This is a genomic window from Paenibacillus sp. H1-7 (assembly GCF_022354825.1).
Taxonomy (GTDB): Bacteria; Bacillota; Bacilli; order Paenibacillales; family NBRC-103111; genus Paenibacillus_S.
This window is the reverse complement of sequence record NZ_CP031168.1, coordinates 2,952,059-2,977,735: the sequence shown is the minus strand read 5'-3', so window position 1 is coordinate 2,977,735 and position 25,677 is coordinate 2,952,059. Positions and strand designations below refer to the sequence as shown.

Below are 25,677 nucleotides of genomic sequence, written 5' to 3'. Positions count from 1 at the left end.
CAAAAAAAATAATTTCTTAACAAATGGCACCAACGAATGAGTTCATTATATGGGGGTGAACAATAGTTTGTCAACGGGATTTGCAATCAAATTTCAAGCAGATGAAACGGGCTGATCCATTAAAAAATTTATCGTTAAAATCACTGATTTCCCGGCATACTACGGGGATTCTTCTGCATATATTGCTGCTATTCCCCGGCATGAAGCGTGCTGCGGCTCAGCAGGCCCATTAGTTGACATCGGCTTTGGTTGTCCCTATAATGAGCATTACAGCAGCTGCTGGTTATCCTTGGTTATTTCATCGATAAAAATAATATGCTTGAACACCCGAAATTAGAAACCCAGATTACTTCCCTTCCCCTATTCGTATTTGATTGCCTTATCCGATTCTAATCTTAAGTCCTATGGGAGAGTTATATGATAAAAATTGGAAATCAGCAAATGCTCCGCGATATTAATAAATCGACGCTGCTCCATACCATATTCCATCACGGGCCGATTTCCCGCATCGATTTGTCGCGGAAGACAAAGCTCAGCCCAACTACCGTTTCCATTCTGATGGAAGAAATCATCCGGGAAGGCATCGTCCGCGAAATCGGTACGACCGGCAGCGGCGTCGGCCGAAAAATGACGCTGCTCAATATCGATTCCCAAGGCGGCTACATCGTTGGGGTCGATCTCGCAAGCTCCCCCGCCCACTGCGTGCTCCTGAATTTGAACGGGGAGCTTGTCGCCACCCAAGGGCTGAAGCCTATTATAGGAGAAGAGCAGCTCCGCAGCGGACTTCCGGAGAGCATTACAGCTTTTATCGACAAGCAAAACATCCCCCTCGACCTGATCAAAAGGATCGGCATTTCTATTCCCGGAAGGCTCGACGATATCCAGAGCACCATCCTTGCATCGACCTATCTGAAGGTGCGGAATTTTCCGCTGCAGTCGTGCCTCGAAGAAGCTCTGTCCATCCCTGCGCTTCTAATTAACGACCTGGACGCCGCGGGCTTCGCGGAACGATTCAGCGGCGCCGCCAAGGGGGACCATACGACGATCTTCATTATGATCGATTACGGTACGGGCGCCGGTCTTGTATTAAACGACCAGATTTATCACGGATCGCGGGGAACGGCCGGAAGAATTCAGGCTTTCGATCCGTTCTGCACTCCTACCCTATCGACCAAATTGAAAGCCGAGTATCCCGAAGCGTTCGACGGCATGACAGCGGAGGAGACCATACGCTCGTTTATCGATTTGGCGCTGATGGGAACCGAACCGTTCCGCGAGCAGGCGGATCGAATCATTACGGATATGGCCGATTATTGCGGCAAAGCGCTGCAGCTGTTAAACCCGCAAAAAATGATTCTCGGCGGGTGGATTACGGATAACGGGCTCTTCTTCGACAAGCTCGTCACGGCCATCCAGAAACGGGAGAACTCCCTTGTTGCAACAACCCCGGTAGTGGCTTCCCATTGGAAAAAATACGGAGCGGCCATGGGTGCCGCTACATTCGGTTTACATGAAATATTCAAACGAAAAACCGTGCAGTAATATTTGTGAACTTGGGGAGCGGGCGTGGCTTCTCAAAATGATGTCGGGCTGATCTTCTGCGATCGGTCCGGCGTTTTTTGCGTTTGCCGCCGCGTATGGTAAAATCAGCCTATCACTACATTTTGCAGGAGGTAATGAGACGATGAGAGATCTGTTAGGAAAAGCCGTATCTCTGGGACTCGGATTTGCCATTGCGAGTAAAGAGCAAGCGGAGAAGGTCGTTGAGGAGCTTGTCAAGAAAGGCGAAGTCAACAAAGATGAATCCAAGCAATTCGTCGACGAATTGGTGCGCAAAGGCCAGGAAGCCCAAGCCTCCTTGGAGGAGAAGGTACGCGGCTATATGATTTCGGCGGCTCACGAGCTGAACCTTACGACCAAGGACGACTACGTTCGCCTGAAGCAGCGCGTCAGCGAGCTGGAGCGGCGGGTCGCCGAGCTTGAGGAGCAGCTCCGGCAGTCCGGGGAGCCATTGCCGCCAGCCGAATCATGAATCTCGGCCGCAAGCTTCGGCATTTGCAGCGGTACCGGGACATTGCCAAAGCGTTCGCCCGCAACGGGTTCGGCTTTCTTATCAAGGAGCTCGGCCTGCCCGATCTGACCGGTTCGCGGATCGGCTTGAAGGAGCGGCAGGATGCGCGCTCCCGAACGCTCGGTGAACGGATCCGCATCTTTCTCGAGGAGCTGGGGCCGACCTTCATCAAGATCGGGCAAATCGCGAGCACCCGGCCCGATCTGCTCCCCGCTCATATTATCGAAGAGCTGGTAAAGCTTCAGGATCAAGTGCCCCCGTTCCCCTTCGAGCAGGTGCGCGAAGTGATAGAGAATGAATTCGGCGAACCGTTCGATACGCTGTTCGCCGATTTTCAGGAAACACCCATGGCCGCGGCGTCCATAGGTCAAGTCCACCTGGCCCGTCTGCATACCGGCGAGGTGGTTGCCGTCAAAATCCAGCGCCCGAATATTCCCGCTATCGTTGCCACCGATTTGGAAATCTTGGACGATTTGGCGCGGCTTGCCGAGCATCGCCTGGCATGGGCGGCGAAATATCAGCTCCGCGATATGGTGTACGAGCTGTCGCAATCGCTGCGCGCCGAGCTGGATTATACGAACGAGGGCAGAAACGCCCAGCGGATGGCCAAATCGTTCGAGCGCGATCCCCACGTCCGCTTCCCCTCAATCTATTGGGACTATACGAGCCGGAACGTGCTGACGATGGACTTCATCGAAGGCGTGAAGACGACGGAGGTTCAGCGGCTCGACGAGCTTGGCTATGACCGGAAGCGTATTGCCGAGCAAATAGCCCGTGTGGTATTCCGGCAAATTTTCATAGACGGATTTTTCCATGCCGATCCCCATCCGGGCAACATTATCGTTCTTCCCGAAGGGGTCATCGGACTCATCGATTTCGGCATGGTTGGACGGCTGACCCCGATGATGAAGTATCATTTCGGCTCGCTTGTCATAGCATTAAGGCGCAATAGCACGGATGGCGTGCTCAAAGCGATCGACGGCATCGGCATAATTCCTGAGGATGTCGATATGGATTCTTTGCGCGGAGATATTGACGAGCTGCGGGAGAAATATTACGACGTCCCGCTAAGCCGCATCAGCCTGGGCGAGTCGGTCAGCGACCTGCTCAGCGTCGCCTACGAGCACCGGATCCGCGTTCCGTCCGATCTGACGCTGCTTGGAAAAACGCTGCTGACGCTAGAAGGCGTAGTGACCGCCCTCGATCCGACGTTCAGCGTCGTCAATATCGCCGAGCCGTTCGGACGCAAGCTGTTCGCCGAGCGCTTCAGTCCCCGCAATGTCGCAGACAGCGTTTGGAATCAGATGGGCGAATATGCGGAGCTATTGTCGGAGATGCCTTCCCGTCTGCGGGAAATGTTCGGGATGATGAAGAAGGGCAAGCTGAGGATGGACGTCTCCGTCTCCGAGCTGGACACCTTCATGAAGAAAATGGACCGCATCAGCAACCGGCTTTCCTTCAGTATTGTCCTGCTCTCCTTCAGTATCATCATGGTCGGGCTCATTATCGGCTCGTCGCTCGGCAGGCAATCGACGCTGCTGTGGAACTTTCCGGTTATCGAGATCGGCTTCAGCGTAGCCGCCCTCATGTTTCTGTGGATGTTCTACTCGATTTTCAAGTCAGGGCGGTTTTGAGCTCCATGCCGCCGGCATACTAAAGAGGCTGCCGAAAGTGATATTTCGACAGCCTCTCATTCTAACGGCTCGCTGACAACGAGCTATTTAATAATACGTTTGGCATAGACCAGCTTGCTGGCAAACCATGTTCCTTCCATCGGCTCATACGTCACCTTACCGCGTCCGCCGCCTTCCTGAAGGACGTAATGCTTACCGTTCTTAACCCCCGCATAGATCCCCACATGGCCGCCGCCGCCGGCATCCGCGGAATTAGCGAAGAACAGCAGATCTCCTACTTGCAAATTTTTGAACTTATTATTCTTATCGATAGGAACCGGAGTACCTAATGAAGTCGTGTAACGCTGCTTTCTGGAAGAGCTGGTGAACTTAATCCCCAACGCTTTTTCATAAACCCAAGATGTAAAGTTCGAGCAATCGAAGCCAACCCCCGGCTTCTTAGTCCCGTATTTCCAAGGAACGCCCAGTTGAGTCTTGCCTACTTGAATCAGCTTCTGTTGTTTGGCTGTTAAGCTCTGCTGTGTAGCGGTTGCAGTTGCAGTTGCAGTCGCCGGCGCAGTCGACGTTGTCGTTGCCGTCGTCCTTGCCGTTGCTGCCGATACCGTGCCCAATGAGCTGAACATGAATACGGCTGCCATCATTAGCGTGATCTTTTTTTTCATTCGGTCATCTCCTCACCAGTTATCGTGTATGGAATTGGGTTTCGAGGTAATGGACACCCTTTCATGGCTTGTCCTCCCCTTCCGTTCGTTCAGTATAGATTAGGAAAATGAGATTTTAATGAGAAAACGGGCGAAGGGAAGAATGTGGAAGAAGACTAGCGCTTTAAGGAATCGAAGCCGCCAGCGGAAATACAAGGGTAACCTTGGTTCCCTCCTTGTCCAAGCTGGCAATGGAAATCTCTCCGCCGCTGCGTTCGACGAGCCGTTTGGCAATCGCCAAGCCAAGGCCTGTCCCGCCCTGCTTCCGGCTCCTCGCCTTGTCGACACGATAGAACCGGTCGAACACATGCGGCAAGTCTTCTGAGGGGATGCCGATACCCTGATCGCTGATTTCCACTATCATGCGGCCGGCTTGCCTTCTGCCGGTAACCGTAATCGTCGTGCCTGCCTCTGAATAGTTAACAGCGTTATCCAGCAAAATAAGCAGTACTTGCTCCAAATGGTGAGGGACGATCTTAATCTCGACATCATCGCCAAGCGAAATCAGGTCCGGCTTGAACTGCCTATCGGGATGAAGGACGGCCATCCGCTGAATCGTCTGCTCCATCAGCTCTGCAGGCTTCAGCCATGTAATCTCATCAGCCACGAGCTCGTTCTCGGAGCGGGTAAGGACAAGAAGCTCTTTAATAATTCCTTCCAGCCGGTCGATTTCTTGAAGTGAGGCGGTCAAAGAGCTGTCCACTATTTGGGCGTCGTTTTTCCCCCATCGGTTCAATAGCGAGAGATGCCCCTTAATGATGGAAATCGGCGTGCGCAATTCATGGGAGGCGTCCTCTACAAATTGCTTCTGCTGCTTGAACGACCGCTCCAGCTCGCTCATAAGATCGTTAAATAAAGCAGCCAACGAGCTTAGCTCATCCTTCGCTCCACGCTGCTCGACCCTTTCATGAAGCCCCTTCTGCTTCACATTGCGGATCGCTTCCGCTAGCGATTGCACCGGCTTAAGAAATTGCTTCGCCAGGAAGTAGCCCCCGAGCGAGCTTATCATCACCACTCCGCAGCCGGCCAATATCATGATCCAAACCATCATATCCGATGCTTTCTCGTGGTTTACCATCCATTGATTGATCGCCAAATATTGAACCAGGTTATAGGCTGCGAATAAAACGCTAATCGTAATGGAGCACCACAGCACCATTTTCCATTTGATCGGGATCGTTGCGAACCATTGCCGTATTGTTCTAATCATCTCATCACATACCCGATTCCTCTTACGGTCTCGATAAATCTTTCCTTGCTGTCAGAGTCCAGCTTGTTGCGCAAATAACGCACATACACGTCCACCACGTTCGTCTCCGCTTCCGAGTCGAATCCCCATACCCGCTCGATCAGCATGTCCCGGGTCATTACAATGTTCCGATTTTGCGCGAAAACAACGAGCAGATCAAACTCCCGTTTGGTCAGCTCAATAGTCTCGTCTCCCCGCATAACGGTTCTGGCCGCGAGATCGATGACGAGGTCCCCGCAGGATATCACCTGCTGATTCTCGGGTTCATCCGCCATGTCGACCCTGCGGAGCAGCGAGCGCATTCGGGCCAACAGCTCCTCAATGGCAAAAGGCTTGGAAATATAATCGTCGGCGCCGCTATCTAAGCCGGAAACCCGGTCTACGACGCTGTCTCTGGCCGTGAGCATAATGATCGGCGTCTTCTTGACCGCACGCACCCGGCGGCACACGTCCAGTCCGTTCAAATCCGGGAGCATAAGGTCGAGCAGGATCAGATCCCATTCCTGTTCTAGCGCCAATTCGACGCCTCGCTGGCCGTCATAAGCTACGGTAACGGAGAAGGCTTCATGCTGGAGCTCAAGCTCGATAAACATGGCCAAGTTTTTTTCGTCCTCAATAAGCAGCACTTTTTTCATCTATTGGTTCTTCCTTTGTCCCGCAGCAGTTGATTGTACTATAAACTTTTATTCCCAATTAGCATCCTCTTGAATCGTAGGCATTCCAAATACCGTTCGAAATAAAAACGGTTCAGCCCGTTTCAACCAGACCTGTTTGTGGTAATTTAGGAGGTAGAGCAGATGAGGAGGAGAAGGAGTATGCAGTCGGGTGTAATTGACCATCAAATTTTATTTGAACACGTATATAAATGTTCTCCGATTGGGATTGCCCTCATTTCCATGGATCGGACATGGATACGGGCGAATCCGGCCATGTGCACCATATTCGGCTATACCGAGGATGAATTGATAAAGCACCCTGCGGCCGATTTTACCCATCCCGAGGATACGACTCTGACCGAGCCTCTAATCCGAGCGATGCTGAAAGGCACGATGACGTCATATGAAGTGGAAAAACGGTTTCTCCATAAAAACGGCCATGCCATTTGGACTTCCTTGCATGTGTCCCTCATACGCGATGAAGTGAATGGAAAGCCGCTTTATTTTATTTTGCAAATTATCGACAATACGAAGAGCAAGCTTGCGGAACAGAAGCTGCAGGAGAGCATCGAACGCTATACTTCTCTCAAAAAATACAACCACGACGCCATCATCTCCTTCGGCCTGGACGGCAGCATTATCAACGGAAATCAAATGGCGGAACAGCTGTCCGGGTATAAAATCGAGGAGCTGATCGGTGGTAGCATCGGCAAATTAATGGGAGAAGAGCATCTGTCGAGCCTGCTTGCCTCTTCCGAAGATTATTCATCCGTAGAAAAAAACATCAATTATATCCGGCACAAAGACGGCAGCTCGGTGGAGGTGCTGGTCACTTTAGCGCCTATTATTATACATAGTCAAAATATGGGCTTCTACATGATCGCCAAAGACATGACGGAGCAAAAGAGACTGCTGGTGGAGAAAGAGGCCGCCGAAAAAACGAATAAGGCGAAAAGCGAATTTTTGGCCATGATGAGCCATGAGATCCGGACTCCAATGAATGGTGTGATCGGGATGACGGATTTGCTTCTGGAAACAGCATTGGATTCGGAACAGCAGGAATACGCTCAAATTATTAAAAAGAGCGGCTCGTCGCTTCTTACCATCATTAACGATATTCTGGACTTTTCCAAAATTGAGTCGGGCAAAGCGGACATAAAGGAAGATCCGTTCAGCGTTCGCGCGGTTATATCCGAGACATTGAATATCATTATGCCGAAAGCGCTGGAGAAAAGCTTGGAAATCACCACATCCGTCGGCTCGGCCGTCCCGAATATTGTAGTTGGTGACGATACGAAGCTAAGACAAGTGCTAATCAATCTGCTTAGCAACGCCGTCAAATTTACTCCTAACGGGGCCATCGCGATTTCCGTAGAATGTGTCACCCAAGCCGACAAGAAAACGGTGTGCCTGCAATTTTCCATCCGGGATACGGGCATAGGCGTGCCTAAAGAAAAGGTAGCCCATCTATTTGAACCGTTTTACCAGGTGGATAATTTCATGACGCGCAAGACGGAAGGAACCGGATTAGGCTTGGCTATCTGTAAGAAGCTCGTCGAGCTGATGAGCGGAACCATCTGGTACGAGCCCTGTGCGGATCCGCCAGGGTCCACTTTTATGTTCACTACCCGGTTTCACGAATATACCGATCCGGAAGCCATACAGGATGACAGGTCGACCCATTCGGAGATGCTATTGGCAAATTCTCTGAACATCCTGATCGCGGAAGATAACGCAGTGAATCAATTTGTATTGAAAAAAATGATTGAAAAGCTCGGCTATCCTTCCACTATTGTCGAGAATGGCAAGGAAGTAGTCGAAGCGGCCGCTCGCGATCCGTATGACATTATTTTTATGGATGTCCAAATGCCTTTGATGGATGGATTAGAAGCAACCAGTACAATTAAAAACCATGCAGCGTCGAAGAAAAGTCCTTTTATCGTTGCCGTAACGGCTCATGCCATAAAGGGAGACCGCGAAAAATATATGGCTGCGGGAATGGACGAGTATATAAGCAAGCCGGTGAGTCTGGAGGCCGTTTCAGCTATTATTGAAAAATACCTTCAACTTAGCACCGCGAACGGATAGGCTTTCCATGATTAACTAATAGATTTCATCAACGATCTTCCCTATGATGGACTTATAGCTTAATAAAGGGGGAGCCAAGATGAAGTATCACGTTATCCATTGCGAGACGCTGCAATTAAAAACCCTATCTCGCGCCGATGTCATCAACATGGAAGAGGACGCGGAGGGGCGTATTGTCGTGTATGAAGCCGGAGAGCAGAAATATTATTTGCTCGCTGATATAGATCTCATCAAGGATTAGAAGCTACATAGGGATACCAGAGAAAAGCAAAAAAAGGCTGCCAACCCGATCAGGTCTGCAGCCTCTTTCAGCAGCGCAAATCAAAATAGCTGACGATCCAATGCATTGTGCAAAACAACCCGGTTGCGCACTATCCATGATGCAGCCCGCGCCCTCCACGCAATTCCCCACAGCGGCCCGACACAGTCCGGGGTAACCCGCTTCTCGATCGCTTCTTCAGCGGTCTCGCGCACAACAACCTCTAAAATAAGATCGAATAATGAGCTCCTTTGGGAAGGATCAATGCCGTAAGCATCCGCCAGCAAACGAAGCTGCCTCGCCCGCACTTCAAGAGACGGCAGTCCTACCTTCTCGCCGACATCGTCGTCATGAAGCTGAGGGAACAGCCAGCACACTCGCGCCAGTTCTGCCATGGGATCGACAGGTCCGGCAAATTCCCAATCGATCAAGGCAACGGGCATTTCATCTCGCGTAACCATGTTCCACGGTGCGATATCACCATGGCTGTACACTCGTTTCGATTCGCCCACATCCCGCAAGAACCATGGCTTCCAGACGGCATTGGCCTCAGGCTCGAACCTTGCGCCGGCGTCATGAAGCCTTCGCAGCATCCTGCCGACCTCCACTAACGCGTCATCGCTCCAAGGACCGGGGTGTACGAACTCCCCTTCTATGTAGCTCAGCATTTCGCGGCCCTCGGAGTCAAAGCCTGGGCCAACGATGGAAGGTACCAATAAGCCGCTTGTTTCCCTGATATGCCGGAGTAATGAGAACACATAGGGCGACCATGGACCGGAAGGCCGAAGCACTACATTTCCCTTTTGGGAAACGGACTTTTCGTCGGAAAGTACAATTTCTTCATTATATAGCGAATTATCGTTTGGTTGCCGATTCAAAATACGATACCCCTCTCACACGTTCAGGGGATTCCCGCAGTTTATAGGGCCGTGATGCGTTTATCCCCTCGATTTGTGCCCACTGCCGCGACTATGCTTTCCATAAACCATCGCCTCCTCCAATAATTTCCTATACCATACCATGAGTGTTGTTTTCCTGGCAATGTGGTTTCCAAAGAACTGCTTACTTGGTGGAAAAAAGAAAAAAACGCCTTGCGGCGTTCTTGATGTACAATTTACTTTTGTGCGTAGGGAGGGAATTAGGCGTAGGATTCCGGCCGCTGTTGAAGTCGTGTTCCTTTGAATGATAGGCTTGTTGCGGTAGTTCACGAGCTTCAAAGGCGGACGCTGCCGCTACTCTACAAAAGCAACCTCTTTATTCTTAAGTGAAGCGACTCTAGCAAGAGAATCGACCCGGTATCCCGCTTCCTTAAGCTTAGCCGCTCCATCCTGGAACGCCTTCTCGATAACGATGCCGATGCCGGATACGACCGCACCGCTCGATTCCACAATTTGTGCCATCCCCAGCGCGGCTTCGCCGTAGGCAAGAAAATCATCGATGATCAGCACATTCTCGCCCGGATTCAGAAATTTCTTCGAAACCGCCACTTCGTTTTGCTGCTGCTTGGTGAAGGAATATACGGTTTTCACGATGAGATCCTCGTTCAACGTTAACGATTTCTGTTTTCGCGCGAAAATTAAAGGTACCTTCAAAGCCAGAGCGGTCATCACGGCCGGCGCGATTCCCGACGATTCCAGCGTCAACACTTTATCGATTCTTGCTTCGGCATAACGCTTCGCGAACTCTTGTCCGATGGCCAGCATAAGCTCCGGATCCACCTGATGGTTGAGGAATGAATCCACTTTCAATACGCTCTCGCTTAATACGGTGCCTTCCGCTTTGATTTTGTCCTGCAATGCTTTCATAACATTGATTTCTCCTTCACGATTTCCTTCAGTTGTATGCAGTTCTTCTGTGAGCATATACCAAGAAGCATAAACCGAACGGGACCGGAAAAGCAACCTTTGCTCTCGCTTACTTGAACCGGGAAATGGCAAACGGGCTCAAATCCTGCTCCGTCGTTTGTTTGGTAGCCAGCTCGCTCAATACTTCCCCTATGGCACTGGCAAACTTGAATCCATGGCCGGAAAAGCCGCCGGCGATCCATATATGATCGTGCTCGGGATGCTTATCGATGATGAAATCCTCATCCGGGGTGAGCTCGTATTTGCATACGACACCCCGGAGCACTTTGCCGGCGGCGCGAGGCATGAACGCTTGCAGCGCCTGACGCAGATCCTGCTCATCCTCCGGGTATGCCCCGAAGGGCTCAAACGGCTGGCCGGGCGTCCACAGCTGCCCGGAATCGTGCCGGCCAATCTTGACGCCGGAGCCGTTCATGCTCGGAAATCCGTAGTAATCCGTGCCCGTCCCTTCCCCTCCTATAGTAAATCCGGGGAACGAGCCTTCCTCGAACAAGCCTTTCTCCGAGGCAAACCAGGCTACGGCTTTTCTTACCGCCCGGATCGGAAGCGGCAGGAAATTACCGATGCTGCCGAACCAGGCTCCCAGGCTGACGATCAGCCGGTCGGCAGTGAAGACTCCCGCATCCGTATATACCGTTGCGCCGCCGTTAGCGGCTTCGATGCGTTTTACCGGCGTGTTGGCTAGCAGCACAGCCCCATGGGCCAGCGCCTGCTGCCGGTAGGCCCGGACGCACGCTTCGCTGAATACATAGCCCGCTTCATTCTCGTAAAGTCCGCGATACGTCTCCGGGAGCTCCATTCCCGGCCAGCGCTTCCTTATCTCGTCAGCTGACAACGATTCGACCTGGAGGCCGAACTCTTGAGCGCGATTCCACTTCTCTTCCATGGAACGATCATCGGCGGAAGCCGCATTCAGTACCCCGGACCGTACAAGCAGCCGCTCTCCGGTTGCTGCTTCCAGATCGGTCCACAGCCGGTCCGCCCTAAGCGCTAGGGACGTATAAGCCGCGCTACCCGTGTAAGCATGCCGAATGAGACGAGTATCCCCATGATGGCTGCCCGATGTATGGGGAGGATCGAATGCATCCAGCAGCAATGTCTTGACCCCTTGCTTGGCTAAAAAGTAGCCGGCGCTCATCCCCATCGAGCCGGCTCCGATAACGATAACATCATATGACGTACGCATAGAACGTCCACCTTTCTTTTCATAGCATTCCTTATGGTATACTATTTGCAGGAAATGATTTCATAATGACAGGGAGTGAATCATGTGGAACAACGATCGTTTGGACAAACCGGCCGTTCCTTTCCTATCCTCAGCTTTGGCGCACAAAGAATTGTAGACGAGCATCAATGCACCGAGGAAGAGGCTTTAAAGATCGTGAACCGGGCCATTGATGAAGGAATCACCTACTTCGACACGGCTCCGAGCTATTCTAACGGACAATCGGAAGAACGACTGGGCAAAGCGCTAGCCCTTCAATCCCGCCGCAAGGACGTATGGATTGCTACCAAGACCCATGACCGTACCCGTGACGGCTCATTGAGGCTGTTGGAAGCGAGCCTGAAGCGTCTTCAGACGGATCACGTCGATGAATGGCGGCTGCACAACATTATGACGCTGGAGCAATTGAACCAGTGCTTCGCCAAGGGCGGCGCTATGGAAGCTCTACTGGAAGCCCGTGAGCAAGGACTCGTCAAAAAGCTCAGCATCAGCGGGCATACGAACCCGAACGTGCAGCTGGAAGCGATCGATCGTTTCCCTTTTGACAGCGCGTTGGTCGCTTTATCGGCAGCGGATCATTTCATCTACAGCTTCGCGCATGAGTTTCTTCCGAAAGCAAATGCAAAGGGCATTGCCGTCATCGGCATGAAAGTATTTGCGCTAGGCAAGCTCGCGCCTTGGTACGAGCAGGCATTGCGCTATACGCTGGCGCTGCCTGTATCGACGACCATTGTCGGTATGGAGTCGATGGAGCAGCTGGAGAAGAACCTTGCGGTTGTCAAAAACTTCAAGCCTTTGACGGATATCGAGCAGCTGGAGTTTTTTAAGCAAATCATTCACCTTGCGAATCCCGATGTCCTACGCTGGAAAGCGACCGAATGGATGTCCGGCCAATGGTACCAACGAACGTAAATGGCGCGTCCAGACAGTCCGGACAAGCCTTAATTATAACACAAAATAAGAGGGGGTCCGTCAAGTTGGACCCCCTCTTTCTATTCCTCACTCGCCTGCAGCACCAGCTGAACGTGAAGCTTCGCCCCGTGTATAAGCACCCTCTCGTCCACGTCAAACTGCGGGTGATGGATGGAGTGGACGATCCCCTTGTCCGCATTGCCAACGCCGATGAAAGCAAACGCACCCGGAACCTGCTCTACGTACAAGGCAAAATCCTCACCCGCCAAGCTGGGCGTATCCATCAGGATCGTTCGCTCTGCGCCCAATACGCGGCTTCCCGCTTCCATCACTTGCCGGACGGCCTCAGGATGATTCCGTAAAGCGGTCCCCACACGCAGCCGGACCGAGCGGGTTCCGCCATAGCTCTCCGCAATGGACTGCGAGCGGTTCTCCAATGCGTGGCGTATTTTGTCCACCGTCTCCTTGTCAAAGGCACGGAATGTGCCCGTCAATACGCTGTTATCCGCAATCGTATTGATCGCCGTCCCTGCATGCAGGGTGCCGTACGACAATACGGCCGGCTCCAGCGGATTGATCTCCGACGCCATCATCACCTTCATCTCGGTGATGAACTGAGAGACCATAAGGATCGCATCGACAGCCAACTGCGGCGTGCTGTGATGACCGGTGGCGCCTTGAAATTCGACCGTGAAATGGGACGAGGCCGCCATCGCATATTTCGAATGTACACCGATTGTGCCGACGGGAAGCTCCGGCCATACGTGCAGGGCGTAGCATAGGTCCACCCCGTCCAGCACGCCGGCTTCCACCATGTCCCGCCCGCCGCTGATCAGTCTCCCGTCCAGCGGACTCGGCTTGGCGCCTTCTTCGGCCGGCTGGAAGACGAACTTGACGGTTCCCCTCAGGTGCTCCTTGAATCGGCTAAGCGCATTGGCTGCGCCTAGCAGCATCGTTGTATGCACATCATGCCCGCACGCGTGCATCTTGCCGTCGAGGCGGGAACGATACGGCAAATCGTTCTCCTCGTGGATCGGAAGCGCGTCCATATCCGCACGCAGCAGGACGGTGCGGCCAGGCCGTTCTCCCTTAAGGATACCGACGACGCCCATTCCGAAGTGCTTTCCAACGTGCCTTCGCACCTCGAGTCCCCATTGCTCCAGCAATTCGGCAACACGGGCCGATGTCCGGTGAACATCGAACAACAGCTCTGGATGCTGGTGCAGCTCTCTGCGGATGGATATTAGCTCCTCTTCCAATGAATCTATATAGTCAAACAGGGGATACGCTAGATCCGCTATCGTCATTGTTCTCCACCCGTCCTTGGATGCGCTGCTTCCTGCCTTACCAGCCTTTCCTGCCATTGCAGCAAAATCGATTCGTTCAGCAGCAGGCGATACCCTTTGATCAAAGCGTCTCCGTTGCGGATATCTTTGTCCGCCGCGCGTTCAAAGCCCAGCCTTTCATACAGCCTTACGGCGGATTGCATCATGTCGGACGTGTGCAAATGCAGCGCTGAGGCTTTCAGCGCCAGGCAGCGGCGAACGCTTTCCTTAATAAGCTCCGTGGCAATTCCCAATCCCCGGGACTGAGGCGATACCGACAACAGCCGGATAATCGGTGACCGGATATCCAGCTCCGGCCTGCCATAAGCCGCCAAGGAGGAGTCGAACAGCTGCACGCTGCCGACGATTTCCCCCTCTATTTCGGCAACGATCCGGGCAATGGGACCGTCGCCGTGCGCAGAGCTTGCGATGGACTCCCGGTACGCTTCCCAGCGGGCAGGAGGCAGCACGGCAGCATATTGCTCGTACGCACCGAGCATCAATTGACGGACCGCTTCCTCATCCGCAGCTCCTGCATCCCGAATTGTAATCAGCTTCAAGCTTCCCATGAAGTTCCCCCTTACTCCGCCTTCACTTTGTGCAGCCCGTGAACCGCCGTCAACGCGAATAATGCCGCTCCCGGAATCAGCGCCTCCTCATCCAGTGTAAATTTCGGGTGGTGCCACTCCTCCGTTCCGCCCGTCCCCATCCACAGGAAGCAGCCGGGGATCTTCTCCTGATAATGCGCGAAATCCTCTCCCCCGGCGGAAGGTACTGCGTCCACGACCGTCAACCGCAAGCCGTCGGCCGCTTCACGGACAATGTCTACGGCGGCTGCATCGTTATTCACCGTCGGAATGCCCGAATACCAGCTCAGCTCGACGGAAGCACCGTAGCCTGCGGCGATCCCCGTCGCGATACGCTGCAGCCGGTCCGGCATCTCGTGCCTCACCTCCGGGCGGAACGTCCTCACCGTGCCGTCGAGCACGGCCGTGTCCGGGATCACGTTCCACGTCGTACCCGCGTGGAAGCTGCATACGCTCACGACGACGCGGTCGAACGGGCTCGTGTTGCGGCTCACGGCCGTCTGGATGCCGCCGACGATAGCGCTTGCCGCCACGATTGGATCGATGGCGGCATCCGGTACGGCGGCATGGCCCCCTTTGCCGCGCACCTTGATCTTGAAGCCGTCGACGCTCGCCATCAGCGGGCCGGGCGCCAAGCCGATCGTGCCTACCGGCAGGTCCGGCTTGTTGTGCATGCCGAAGATCGCTGCGATGCCCTCCAGCGCTCCGGCTTCTATCATCGCCTGCGCTCCGGTCCCCTTCTCTTCGGCGGGCTGAAACAAGAGCCGCACGCTGCCGTGCAAGAGCCTCTCGTGCTTCTTCAGCAGCACGGCGGCGCCGAGAATCGCAGCCGTGTGAAAATCATGCCCGCAGGCATGCATTTTGCCGCTCACCGTAGAAGCATACGGCAATCCGGTCTCCTCCTGGACCGGCAGCGCGTCGATATCGGCTCTGAGCGCAATCGTCGGCCCGGGATAAGCTCCCTTGATTTCGGCCAAGACACCCACAGGCAAATCAAGAGGAAGGATGGTTATCGATTCATTTTCCAAAAATTCCCTTATTTTGCGAGTCGTCTCTACTTCCTGCATCGATAATTCGGGGTGCCGGTGCAGATCGCGGCGAAACTCGACCAATCTCGGGTATAACGCTCTCGAATGCTCCAGCCATGGTTCCGTCAGCCAATTCGTTACATCGGTAACGCTCATTGCAGCGCACTCTTGATCCGCTCAATCTGGCCCAAATGCGTCTGTACGTGGCGAACAAAGGCCAGCAAGGAGTCCTCGAGCGTGACCGTTTCCCCTTTCCCATTCACCCCCGATTTGTGCCAATCGGCAGCGGATAGCCGTTTAAAGAGCAGGCTGTTATAGGCCAGCAGCGCACCGAACACGTCCAAAACATCCGCAGCCGACCCTTCATTGGCTTTGGAATGGGCGACCCATGGGTCCTGCTGAAAAGCCGCCAGCTGAACGTCGGTCTCCGCGATCACTTTGCGGATGCGAAACGAGAATACGATACTGTGATCCGCCAGATGGGACAGCACCTCGGTAACGCTCCATTTGTCGGGCGCCGGCTTGAATTTCAGCTGCTCCTCCGATAATCCTTCTACAGCAGCCTTTAATTGGTGATACGTGTTCGTATACGGTACAAGATCGATCACTTGTTGACTCATAAGACCGTCCTCCTAGGATAAAATGGTTTGCGCCTCAGGCAGCAGTCGCTTACTTAGAAATACTAGCTTGTCGTCCTTCCCCAATTCCCGCTCGTAAAAGCGCTCGTAGCCTCTCCGTTCATACATCGGCAGCAGCCAAGGATGCTTTAGCGATGTCGCCAAAGTAACGGCAGGGGCTCCCATCGTATCCCTTACGACCGTTTCCTCCGCAAACGTCAGCAGCTTCGTGCCGACACCCCGGCCATTTACAAGCGGATCGACGGCGAACCAGTACAAAAAAGGATATTCCGTCACTTCTTCCAGCGACCGTAAGGAGATGGTTGCCGTCATCGCATCGCCTTGAAAAAGGACAAAGCAGGAATGATGAATAATATTGTCTCTGACCATGGCCAAATCGGCATGGACGGCACGAAATTCTATACCCAGACGCTCAAGGGACGCATAGGCTCCGCGGATGATTCGCAGCACCTCTTCTGCATCCTCCGGCCGGGCCAACCGGTAAACCTCGCTCAATCGGCACACCTCCGAACCTTTTCCCAGCAAAATCGTTTCAATCTAAATGACATAGCTCCATTCCGGGGTAATTCGTTTCAAGAATTGCTTCGTCCTCTCCTCTTTGGGCCGGGCAAAAATATCGTCCGGCTTCCCTTCCTCTACAATTTTGCCGTCATCCATGAAGACGACATGGTTGGAAACGTCTCGTGCGAAGCTCATTTCATGAGTCACCACAATCATCGTCACGCCCTCGTGGGCGATTTTGCGGATGACGGATAGCACTTCACCGACAAGCTCCGGATCGAGAGCGGAAGTCGGCTCGTCGAACAAGATCACCTCGGGATTCAGCGCCAGCGCTCGTGCGATGCCCACCCGCTGCTGCTGTCCGCCGGACAGCTCGACGGGATATGCGTCCACCTTATGCGACAAGCCCACCTTCTCCAGCATTTTCAGGCTTTTCTCCCGGGCGTCCTCCTTCGGGAGCTTTTGCACGACGACGAGACCTTCCATGACATTTTCCACAACCGTCTTGTGCTTGAACAGATTGTAATGCTGGAACACCATCGCCGTTTTTCGGCGCACCGTCAAAATGTCCGTTTTGCTCGGGTGCTTGCAGGAAACGCGGAAGTCTCCTATGGCCACCTCCCCATCATTCGGCCGCTCCAGGAAATTAATGCAGCGGAGCAGCGTCGTTTTACCGGAACCGCTCGGCCCGAGGATGACTACAACGTCCCCTTTGCTGACCGTCAGATCGATTCCTTTCAGCACCTCCTGCTTTCCGAACGTCTTCCGGATGTTTTTCAGCTCGATCATACGACTCCTCCCCGGTTATATACATTCAAACGGCGCTCCAGCATGTACGTCACCTTCTCCGCAGCGAACGTCAGCGCCCAATAAATCAATGCGGCAGCAATAAACGCCTCGAGAAATTTCAGGTTCGAAGTCGCCACAATGTTGGCTTTGCCGTTCAGCTCCTGCAGGGAAATAGTGAACGCGAGCGAAGAACCGTGCAGCAGCCCGACAAATTTATGAAGCAAATTCGGCAAGCTTGCCATCAGCGCCTGCGGAATGACAATGCGCCTCAGCCCTTGCGCCGTCGTCATCCCGACCGAGTAAGCAGCCTCCATTTGACCGCTCGATACCGACAAAATACCGGAACGGATCGCCTCGGACATGTAAGCGCCGGAATTGATCGAGAACGCGATCAGCACGAAGGTAACTAGCGGAATCGACTTCGAGCGGAACCCCCAGCCGTACAGCTCCGCCAAATAGTCGAACAGCATCGGCAGGCCGAAATAAATAATCATAATGTGCAGCAGCAGAGGAGTGCCCCGGATGAAGGACACGTAAAAGCTTGCTATCCAATGGATATACCGCACCTTGTAAATTCTTACCAAGGCTATCGCCGTGCCGATCACAAATCCGAACAGCAAAGGGATGATCGAAATGAATAACGTAAGCGGCAGCGCCTCCAAAATGTCCCAAAAGGCTTCAATGATAAATAAGGGATCAAGCGTTATAAGTCACCCCTCCAGTCGGACCTGCGGCCAGCTTCCTTTCATGCCTCAGCAATCGGCGCTCCGCTACGGCGAACAGCCATTCCAGCGCAATGCATATCGTATAGTAGATGATCGCTAGCGCCATATAAATTTCGAGAAAATGGTTCGTCGTAAACAGCGTTTCCGCCCTGCCGACCATATCCATTACGCCTAGCGAGAACGCGAGCGACGTATCCTTCATGCTGGAGATGACCAGGTTGCCGAAGTTCGGCAAGGCAATCCCCATCGCTTGAGGCAGCACAATGCGCACGAACGCATCCTTGCCTGTCATTCCCGTCGAATAGGCGGCCTCGAGCTGCCCCCGGTCCACGCTGTTGACGGAGGAGCGGACGATTTCGGACACATAAGCTCCTATATGAAGTCCGTAAGTAATGATGACGAATACGATGGCCTCCACGTCTGTCACATCGAGCCGGAACCACTTCAGCAGCTCGGGGAGACCGTAATAGACGAGGAACATTTGAATGATAATCGGCGTTCCCCTTATGAATGACACATAGATCATAATTACTCTGTCAAGCACCGGCCACCGGTACAATCTCGGAATGGCAATGAGGAAGCCTACGGCCAAACCGAGCAGCAGGGAGGCGGCCAATATGAACAGGGTAATGTGCAAATAAGATAAAAGCTTGGGCAGGAACACTCCCACCAATTGAATATCGAACGCTTTGCCCATCGCGCTGCCCTTTCCGAACGGTTATTCCGACACCGTATAGTCTGCTCCGAGCCATTTGGTGCTTAATTTGGACAAGGTGCCGTCTTTCTTGATCGATTTCAGCGTCTCGTCGATTTTCGTTTTCAGATCGGTTCCTTCTTTGCGGAGTATAAAATACACCTTCGAATTGGATATGGCCGGTCCCACCGTTTTTTGCTGCGCATCGGCAGTTGCATTGCGTTGATCCACGGCAAATTGCGTGCTGATCGTAGCGTCAACCCGGCCCGCCTTCAGCTGGGCGATGACATCGTTCGTGCCTCCGCTTCCCGAATAGACGATTTGAATCGCATTGTCGTGCGTTTTATTATAGTCCTGCACGAGAACCGAAGCGTTGCTCGTAGCACCTACGATCACCTTCTTGCCTTTCAGATCGTCTATGGATTGAATATCGTTACGGTCCTTATGAACGACAACCTTGTTCGGAAAAATATTGTAGGCCTCGTCATTGAACAGAAACTTCTCCTGCCGTTCCTTGTTCACTTCCATTTGATGCGCGATAAAATCAATCTTTTTTGTCTCCAGACTTAACAGCAGGTTGGAGAAATCCATCGTCTTGAATTCGAATTCGTATTCCGGCAATCGCTTGTCGATTTCCTTGACGAGCTCGACATCGTACCCGGTCAAATTTCCTTTGTCGTCGATGAAGCAGATGTTCGGAAACTGGGTTCCGGTGCCGACGACGATTTTTTGTACCTTCGGAGCATTGGCAGCGCCTGCCGAAGCAGTGGTGGATGCTGTTCCCGATGCTGCGTCTTTGCCGGCCGGGGCCGTCCCGCAGCCTGCTGCAATGAATAATAAAGCTAATACGGATGCTGCAATGCCTCTCTTTTTCATACAAATACCCTCTCCCTTTTCAACAATCGATCGCTTTATTCATCAATAACCAACCGGAATAATGGGATTTAATGCAGCACGTAGTTGCATCCGAATGGCTTATAGCCGGAAATTACAATGAATCCAATGTTCCGAGCGCCGGATGCGTTGGGGTATGCCCTAGCCCAAGGGATGCAGGACGTCTGTCCCCATCCCGAACGAAGTGCGCTAGGCCGGGTGATGGCACGCTGTCCAGTGCCCCGGGCCGATTTCCTGCCACTCGGGCTGCTGCTGCCGGCATCTGTCCGTCGCTGCAGGGCACCGCGTATGGAAGCGGCAGCCCGAAGGCGGATTGGACGGGGACGGAATCTCCCCTTGAATGGATATCGTCTCGCGCTTCCGGGCCGGATCGGCGACAGGGATGGAAGCAATCAGCCCCCGCGTATAATGATGCGCCGGATGCCGGAACAGCTCCTCGCTCGGAGCGATTTCTACGAGCTTGCCGAGGTACATGACGCCGATGCGGTCCGAAATGTGCCTTACGATATTCAAACCGTGGGCAATGAACAAGTAGGTCAGTCCCAGCCGGTCCTGAAGGTCCTGCATCAAATTGACGATTTGCGACTGTACGGATACGTCCAGCGCCGATACCGCCTCGTCCGCAAGCAGAAACTGCGGCCGCAGCGCGATGGCTCGGGCAATGCCGATTCTTTGCCGCTGTCCGCCCGAAAATTCATGCGGATACCGGTCATACCAGGCCGGATTCAACCCGACCGATTCCAGAAGCTGCTCCACCCGACTGCGTGTCTCCTCCCGATTCAGCGATTCGTGAACGCGCAGAGGCTCCCCGACGATATCCCCAACCTTCCAGCGCGGATTCACCGAGCCGTACGGGTCCTGGAATATCATCTGCATATGCTTGCGCGCTTCCTGAAGACCGGACGCTCCGAGCGTAGTCAGCTCGCTGCCTTGGAACAGCACCTTGCCGGCCGTAGGCTTCTCCAGCTGCAGGAGCAGCCTTCCCAGCGTCGATTTGCCGCTGCCGGACTCGCCTACGAGACCGAACGTTTCGCCTTTGGCGATCGTGAACGATACGTCGTCCACTGCCCGAATGTATGAACCGTTCCGGTTCAGCCAGCCTTTGTTAACCGGATAATATTTGCTGAGGTTATGGATCTCCCATAGGTGATCCGGCTTGCCCTGCACTTCATCCGGGAGCAGGTCCCGATCGGCTGCAGCCGCCGTCCGTTGCGTCCCTTGCTGCTTCGACTCCGGCTCATCCGCTATCGGTGTCGCAGCCGGGCGGTACCAATCCTCCCGCTGGACCAGCTCACCGGCGTACCAGCAAGCGGTCTGCCTTCCTCCTACGGGAAACAAAGGAGGGCTATCCTTCGAGCACCGGTCCGTCGCAAAGGGGCAGCGTGGATGAAACCGGCAGCCTGGCGGGAGTTCCGACAGGTTCGGGATCGCGCCTTCTATCGAAAACAATTTGGACCCGCGTTCGCTGTCCAACGTCGTGATGGACTGAAGCAGTCCTCTCGTATAAGGATGATGCGGCTGCTCGAAGAGCTGCCGGGCCGTTGCCTGCTCCACGATGCTCCCGGCATACATGACGATGATCCGGTCCGCCATTTGCGCCGCAATGCCCATATCGTGGGTAATCAGCAGAATAGCCATGCGATATTCCGCTTGAAGCTCCTTCAGCAGCTGCAAAATTTGCGCCTGAATGGTGACGTCCAGCGCCGTGGTAGGCTCATCGGCGATCAGCAGCTCAGGGCCGCACGCCAGAGCCATGGCGATCATTGCCCTCTGGAGCATCCCTCCCGACAGCTCGTTCGGGTACTGCTTCATCCGCAGCTCCGGCTCGGGGATGCCCACTCTTCGAAGCAAATGAACGGCGCGTTCGTAAGCCTGCTGCTTGCTCCCAAGCTTATGCTCCAGAATCACTTCCATGATCTGACTGCCGATCGTAAATACCGGGTCGAAAGCCGCCATGGGCTCCTGGAACACCATCGCCATCTTTTTCCCGCGCAAGCTCTTCAATTCCTTTTGCGGCAAAGCCGTCAAGTCCGTGCCGTCCAGTACAATGCTTCCACCGGTAATTTTGCCGTTCTCGTAATCGATTAACCGCATCACCGACTTGGAGGTGATCGTCTTGCCGCTCCCCGATTCCCCTACCAGGCATACCGTTTCACCGGGACGGATGTGCAGAGAGATGTCGCTTAACGCCGTAAGCGCCCCGCTCTTCGTCGCGAAGTCTACCGACAATTGCTGAATGTCCAAAAGCTGTTTCATCGCTGTCCCCCCTGCTATTCCCTGCTTTTCTTGGGATCCGCAGCATCCCGGAATTTATCTCCCAGCAAATTGATGGAGAGCACGAACAAGGTAATCGCGAGTCCCGGGAAGGTTGCTATCCACCAGGCGACGGTCAAGTAGCCTCTTCCTTGGGAGAGCAGAGCGCCCCAATCCGGAACCTCCTTGATCACCCCGAGTCCGAGAAAGCTTAACCCGGAGCCTATCAAAATCGCAGAGCCCAGCCCGATCGTCGCCATAACGAGGAGCGGAGACCACGCGTTCGGAAGCACGTGCCACCAGAACATCCGCAGCCGGGACGTGCCTATGGACTGCGATGCGGTAATGTATGGCCGGCTTTTGATGCTCATTATCTGTCCCCGCATCACTCTTGCATAACCCGGAACGGCCGATACGGCTACCGCGAACACGATATTGAACAAGTGCGGTCCGAGTGCGGCTGCAATAGCCAGTGCGAGCAGGATGCCCGGTATCGTCATCAAAACGTCGATAAATCGCATCAATGCCGCATCGAGAAAACCGCCGATGTAGCCGGACAGAGCGCCGATCGCTCCGCCCAGCAAGACGCCGGCCAGCACGGACGCGACGCCGATAAACAGCGAGTCCCGGCTTCCGTGGACGACGAGGCTGAATACGTCTCTGCCGAAATAATCCGTCCCGAACCAATGGGCTGCACTAGGCCCCTGCAATATGCGGTCCGTAAACATTTGCGTCGGCGGATACGGGGCAATTACGGACGGTATGACGGCGCATAAAATCATGAACAGTACCACAAGCCCCGCGCCAAATACGAACAGCTCCGATACGGCAGGCCGTCTGCGGATTGCCGTATCCGCCTTCCGGAGCTTGCTGGCGGGCGAATACGTCCCGGCGGTTACCACTTCCTTCATGTTCAAATCCCTCCTAATGGTCGTTCAATGTTCGCGATGATGCATAAACTTGCAACGGCTGCCCGTTAGCCTATTGGGAGCGTCTGACCCTGGGATCGATGAACGAATACGAAATGTCCACGAGCAGATTCACCAGCACATAGACGATAGCCGAGAAAAAGACAACGCCCTGCACGACCGGCAAGTCTTTGGCCATGATCGCGTCGGCGATCACTCTTCCGATCCCCTGCCTCGAAAAGACCGTTTCGACAACGACCGTTCCCGCCATCAGATCCCCGATGTGTATACCTATGACCGTGATGGCCGGAATCAGTGCATTGCGCAGAGCGTGGCGGTACATGACGAGCTTCTCCGAGACTCCCTTAGCCCGCAGCGTCACGATAAACGGCTCGTTGATCACTTCCAGCATACTGTTGCGGACCATGCGGACGATGAAGCCGGCCCCCACGATGCCAAGCGTAAGCGCAGGCAGAACTAGCGTCGCCAGCCCATCCGAGCCCATGGCCGGGAACCACCCGAGAGACACGGAGAAGATGAGGATGAGCAGAATGCCGGACCAGAATGTCGGCATGGAGATGCCGAACAAGCCGACCAGCCGGGCAATCACATCGATCCAGCGGTCCCGGTGAATGGCCGACAACACACCCAGCAGCACCCCGAATATAACCGATATGGCGGTACTGGCCAGCGTCAGCGCGAGCGTAGCCGGAAAGTGCGTGATGATCTTCGGCAGCACGGGATCGCTGTTGATCATCGATCTGCCGAAGTCGCCCCGTATAACGTCGGAAAAATAGCTGCCGAACTGAACATAGAACGGCTGATCCAGCCCCAATTGCTGGCGCAGGTTGGCGATCATCTCCGGAGTAGCGGAAGCCGGATCGAGCATTGACAGCACCGGGTCCCCGGGGAGGACGTAAATGATGCAAAACACCAGCGCCATCGATCCGATGATGACTAGCAGCGAAGTAATCAGCCTTTCCAGCATCGATTTGGCCATTTCCATCTACTCCTTCGACTTATTTTTGAATCGATACATCGTTAAATAACGGATATCCGAGCGAATCGAACTTCAAGCCCTTGACGCTTTTGGAAGCCGCCACTGTATACGGGAATATATAAATCGGAATGATGACCGCATTGTCATGCAAATATCGCTGTACTTTCTTGTAAATAGCTTCACGTTTCGCCGGATCCTGCTCGTACGTCCCTTGATCCAGCAATTGATCCAACTCCGGATCGGCTAAGCCTGCGATTGTGAGTCTGGTAGCATTAGGATCCTGCGTGCGGTAAAAGTTTTTCAGCGCATCCGGGTCGGAATTGACCTGGCTGTTGCCGTATAAATCATGGGCGCCGTTCTTGTAAACGACGTTGGCGACATCCTTTGTAATCTCAATCTCTACGGATATGCCGACCTGCTTCAACTGCTGCTGCACGATAACGGCAATATCGTTGCGCTTCTCGCGGTTTGGCGACGCGTCTACGTAATGGAGCGTCAGCTTTTTGCCGCCTTTCTCGCGGATGCCGTCCGCTCCCTTCACCCAGCCCAGCTCATCGAGCAGCCGGTTCGCTTTGGGAAGGTCCTGCTTGAACGAGTTTTCGAGCGACGCGTCGTAACCGAATATGCCGGGCGTCAGTGCCGACCAGGCCCGCTGGTACGTCCCCAGGTACAGCGTCTTAACGATAGCGTCGACATCCAGCGCCGCCTGTACTGCCTGTCTGGCCTTCACGTCATTCCAGGGAGGACGCCGCAGGTTGAAAAATAACGTATACGGCAGCCCGACCGTATTGGCTTGAAGAAGCTGTGTTTTCGGATCGTTCTTAAGCGTTACGACATTTTGCGGCGGCACCGTTTCTACGGCAAGCACTTGACCGCTCTGTACGCTGCCGAGACGCGTCGCTTCCTCCGGTACGATTTTGAACGTGATTTTATCCAAGTAAGCCTGCCCCTTGTTGGACACGAGCTCAGGCGCCCAATTGTATTCGGGACTTTTGGCAACCTGAATATCCGCATTCTCGTTCCACTTGACGAACGAGAACGGCCCGGTACCGACCGGATGCTTGCCGAAGTCGTCGCCATACTTCTTTGCGGCTGTCGGGGAGACGATCCCCAGCAGCGCCTGGCTCAAATTGCCCAAGAAGGCGGCGGACGGCGTTTCCAGATTTAATTTGACCGTGTATTCGTCAATGACTTCCGCCGATTTGTAAGGTCTGAGCAGCGCAAGCGCGTTCGCCGCCTTCGTCTCCGGATTAATGATGCGGTCGTAATTGAACTTGACCGCTTCTGCATTGAACGGCGTTCCGTCGTGGAACTTCACGTCCTTGCGCAGCTTGAACGTGTAGCTCTTGCCGTCGGGCGAAATCGACCATTCGGTGGCGAGCCACGGCTTGATCGTGTTATCCGGCAGCTGGACGACCAGATTGTCGTAGATCGTCCGGATGACCCGGACCGCTACGGCCAATCCGCTGCGGTGCGGATCCAGCGTATCGGGAGACGTCGCCAGCGCGAAGCTCAGCTCGCCGCCCTGCACGGGCTTTCCGTCCGTGGCGCTCCCGGTCGCCGTCACTCCGCTGTCTTTGGCGCAGCCTGACAAGACAAGCATAAGGAAAGAAGCCAATGCGATATATTTCATCCAATGATGCACAGATTTTAACATGAGGTCCACTCCGCTCTC

The 25,677-nt window shown here is 54.0% G+C and carries 25 protein-coding genes; 6 read left to right on the top strand and 19 right to left on the bottom strand.

The window, feature by feature from the left end; all coding sequences use genetic code 11:
• Nucleotides 1–417 precede the first annotated feature (417 nt).
• The 3 genes from DVH26_RS13155 (at nucleotide 418) to DVH26_RS13145 (ending at nucleotide 3,705) form a co-directional block, all read left to right on the top strand.
• Complete coding sequence (locus DVH26_RS13155) at nucleotides 418–1,542, top strand: ROK family transcriptional regulator (RefSeq protein ID WP_239634134.1); 1,125 nt, start codon at nucleotides 418–420, stop codon at nucleotides 1,540–1,542.
• 142 nt (nucleotides 1,543–1,684) lie between these two features.
• Nucleotides 1,685–2,032 (top strand): phasin family protein, encoded by a 348-nt coding sequence (locus tag DVH26_RS13150; protein ID WP_239634133.1) that lies wholly within the window; start codon nucleotides 1,685–1,687, stop codon nucleotides 2,030–2,032.
• Nucleotides 2,029–3,705, top strand: a complete 1,677-nt coding sequence (locus DVH26_RS13145) for an ABC1 kinase family protein (RefSeq protein ID WP_239634132.1) — start codon at nucleotides 2,029–2,031, stop codon at nucleotides 3,703–3,705. Before DVH26_RS13150 ends, DVH26_RS13145 begins: the two co-directional genes overlap by 4 nt.
• A gap of 83 nt (nucleotides 3,706–3,788) precedes the next feature.
• On the opposite strand, the gene DVH26_RS13140 is transcribed toward DVH26_RS13145, so the two are convergent.
• The 3 genes from DVH26_RS13140 to DVH26_RS13130 all read right to left on the bottom strand — a co-directional run bounded on the left by DVH26_RS13140 (nucleotide 3,789) and on the right by DVH26_RS13130 (nucleotide 6,290).
• Nucleotides 3,789–4,367 (bottom strand): C40 family peptidase, encoded by a 579-nt coding sequence (locus tag DVH26_RS13140; protein ID WP_239634131.1) that lies wholly within the window; start codon nucleotides 4,365–4,367, stop codon nucleotides 3,789–3,791.
• A gap of 163 nt (nucleotides 4,368–4,530) precedes the next feature.
• Nucleotides 4,531–5,616, bottom strand: a complete 1,086-nt coding sequence (locus tag DVH26_RS13135) for a sensor histidine kinase (protein ID WP_345774051.1) — start codon at nucleotides 5,614–5,616, stop codon at nucleotides 4,531–4,533.
• Nucleotides 5,613–6,290, bottom strand: a complete 678-nt coding sequence (locus tag DVH26_RS13130; protein ID WP_239634130.1) for a response regulator transcription factor — start codon at nucleotides 6,288–6,290, stop codon at nucleotides 5,613–5,615. The genes DVH26_RS13135 and DVH26_RS13130 overlap by 4 nt, the downstream gene beginning before the upstream one ends.
• Nucleotides 6,291–6,470: 180 nt before the next feature.
• Between DVH26_RS13130 and DVH26_RS13125 the strand changes: the two genes are divergently transcribed.
• Complete coding sequence (locus DVH26_RS13125; protein ID WP_239634129.1) at nucleotides 6,471–8,399, top strand: PAS domain S-box protein; 1,929 nt, start codon at nucleotides 6,471–6,473, stop codon at nucleotides 8,397–8,399.
• A 79-nt stretch (nucleotides 8,400–8,478) separates the two neighbouring features.
• The gene (locus DVH26_RS13120; RefSeq protein WP_239634128.1) at nucleotides 8,479–8,640 is read left to right on the top strand and encodes a hypothetical protein; all 162 of its coding nucleotides are present in this window, start codon (nucleotides 8,479–8,481) and stop codon (nucleotides 8,638–8,640) included.
• Nucleotides 8,641–8,720: 80 nt separating this feature from the next.
• Here the strand turns inward: DVH26_RS13120 and DVH26_RS13115 are convergent, their stop codons facing one another.
• From DVH26_RS13115 to solA, 3 genes are all read right to left on the bottom strand, one after another.
• On the bottom strand, nucleotides 8,721–9,536 hold the full coding sequence (locus DVH26_RS13115) for a phosphotransferase (protein WP_239634127.1): 816 nt from the start codon (nucleotides 9,534–9,536) through the stop codon (nucleotides 8,721–8,723).
• A 354-nt stretch (nucleotides 9,537–9,890) separates the two neighbouring features.
• Nucleotides 9,891–10,463, bottom strand: coding sequence for a xanthine phosphoribosyltransferase (locus tag DVH26_RS13110; protein WP_239634126.1), 573 nt, complete (start codon nucleotides 10,461–10,463; stop codon nucleotides 9,891–9,893).
• Nucleotides 10,464–10,572: 109 nt separating this feature from the next.
• Nucleotides 10,573–11,709, bottom strand: coding sequence for an N-methyl-L-tryptophan oxidase (gene solA / locus DVH26_RS13105; RefSeq protein WP_239634125.1), 1,137 nt, complete (start codon nucleotides 11,707–11,709; stop codon nucleotides 10,573–10,575).
• A gap of 84 nt (nucleotides 11,710–11,793) precedes the next feature.
• Here solA and DVH26_RS13100 point away from each other — a divergent pair, with 84 nt between their 5' ends.
• Nucleotides 11,794–12,660, top strand: coding sequence for an aldo/keto reductase (locus DVH26_RS13100; protein ID WP_239634124.1), 867 nt, complete (start codon nucleotides 11,794–11,796; stop codon nucleotides 12,658–12,660).
• Nucleotides 12,661–12,740: 80 nt separating this feature from the next.
• Here DVH26_RS13100 and DVH26_RS13095 read toward each other — a convergent pair whose 3' ends face one another.
• The 13 genes from DVH26_RS13095 to DVH26_RS13035 all read right to left on the bottom strand — a co-directional run bounded on the left by DVH26_RS13095 (nucleotide 12,741) and on the right by DVH26_RS13035 (nucleotide 25,659).
• Nucleotides 12,741–13,967 (bottom strand): M20 metallopeptidase family protein, encoded by a 1,227-nt coding sequence (locus tag DVH26_RS13095; RefSeq protein WP_239634123.1) that lies wholly within the window; start codon nucleotides 13,965–13,967, stop codon nucleotides 12,741–12,743.
• Nucleotides 13,964–14,554 (bottom strand): GNAT family N-acetyltransferase, encoded by a 591-nt coding sequence (locus DVH26_RS13090; protein ID WP_239634122.1) that lies wholly within the window; start codon nucleotides 14,552–14,554, stop codon nucleotides 13,964–13,966. Before DVH26_RS13090 ends, DVH26_RS13095 begins: the two co-directional genes overlap by 4 nt.
• Before the next feature lie 11 nt (nucleotides 14,555–14,565).
• Nucleotides 14,566–15,756 carry an amidohydrolase gene (locus DVH26_RS13085; protein ID WP_239634121.1) on the bottom strand — a complete coding sequence of 397 codons (1,191 nt, stop codon included), beginning with the start codon at nucleotides 15,754–15,756 and terminating at the stop codon, nucleotides 14,566–14,568.
• Complete coding sequence (locus DVH26_RS13080) at nucleotides 15,753–16,220, bottom strand: DinB family protein (RefSeq protein WP_239634120.1); 468 nt, start codon at nucleotides 16,218–16,220, stop codon at nucleotides 15,753–15,755. The genes DVH26_RS13085 and DVH26_RS13080 overlap by 4 nt, the downstream gene beginning before the upstream one ends.
• A 12-nt stretch (nucleotides 16,221–16,232) precedes the next feature.
• Nucleotides 16,233–16,742: a GNAT family N-acetyltransferase gene (locus DVH26_RS13075; protein WP_239635355.1), complete on the bottom strand. Its 510-nt coding sequence runs from the start codon at nucleotides 16,740–16,742 to the stop codon at nucleotides 16,233–16,235.
• Nucleotides 16,743–16,775: 33 nt separating this feature from the next.
• Nucleotides 16,776–17,528 (bottom strand): amino acid ABC transporter ATP-binding protein, encoded by a 753-nt coding sequence (locus tag DVH26_RS13070; RefSeq protein ID WP_239634119.1) that lies wholly within the window; start codon nucleotides 17,526–17,528, stop codon nucleotides 16,776–16,778.
• The gene (locus tag DVH26_RS13065) at nucleotides 17,525–18,235 is read right to left on the bottom strand and encodes an amino acid ABC transporter permease (protein WP_345774071.1); all 711 of its coding nucleotides are present in this window, start codon (nucleotides 18,233–18,235) and stop codon (nucleotides 17,525–17,527) included. The genes DVH26_RS13070 and DVH26_RS13065 overlap by 4 nt, the downstream gene beginning before the upstream one ends.
• Nucleotides 18,225–18,950 carry an amino acid ABC transporter permease gene (locus DVH26_RS13060; protein ID WP_239634117.1) on the bottom strand — a complete coding sequence of 242 codons (726 nt, stop codon included), beginning with the start codon at nucleotides 18,948–18,950 and terminating at the stop codon, nucleotides 18,225–18,227. Before DVH26_RS13060 ends, DVH26_RS13065 begins: the two co-directional genes overlap by 11 nt.
• Before the next feature lie 21 nt (nucleotides 18,951–18,971).
• Nucleotides 18,972–19,823, bottom strand: a complete 852-nt coding sequence (locus DVH26_RS13055; RefSeq protein ID WP_239634116.1) for a transporter substrate-binding domain-containing protein — start codon at nucleotides 19,821–19,823, stop codon at nucleotides 18,972–18,974.
• Between the two features lie 207 nt (nucleotides 19,824–20,030).
• On the bottom strand, nucleotides 20,031–22,097 hold the full coding sequence (locus DVH26_RS13050) for an ABC transporter ATP-binding protein (RefSeq protein ID WP_239634115.1): 2,067 nt from the start codon (nucleotides 22,095–22,097) through the stop codon (nucleotides 20,031–20,033).
• Nucleotides 22,098–22,111: 14 nt separating this feature from the next.
• A complete protein-coding gene (locus DVH26_RS13045) occupies nucleotides 22,112–23,005 on the bottom strand; it encodes an ABC transporter permease (RefSeq protein ID WP_239634114.1) in 894 nt (297 codons plus the stop codon).
• Between the two features lie 70 nt (nucleotides 23,006–23,075).
• Nucleotides 23,076–24,002, bottom strand: a complete 927-nt coding sequence (locus tag DVH26_RS13040) for an ABC transporter permease (protein WP_239634113.1) — start codon at nucleotides 24,000–24,002, stop codon at nucleotides 23,076–23,078.
• A 19-nt stretch (nucleotides 24,003–24,021) separates the two neighbouring features.
• Nucleotides 24,022–25,659 carry an ABC transporter substrate-binding protein gene (locus DVH26_RS13035; RefSeq protein ID WP_239634112.1) on the bottom strand — a complete coding sequence of 546 codons (1,638 nt, stop codon included), beginning with the start codon at nucleotides 25,657–25,659 and terminating at the stop codon, nucleotides 24,022–24,024.
• Nucleotides 25,660–25,677: the final 18 nt, after the last annotated feature.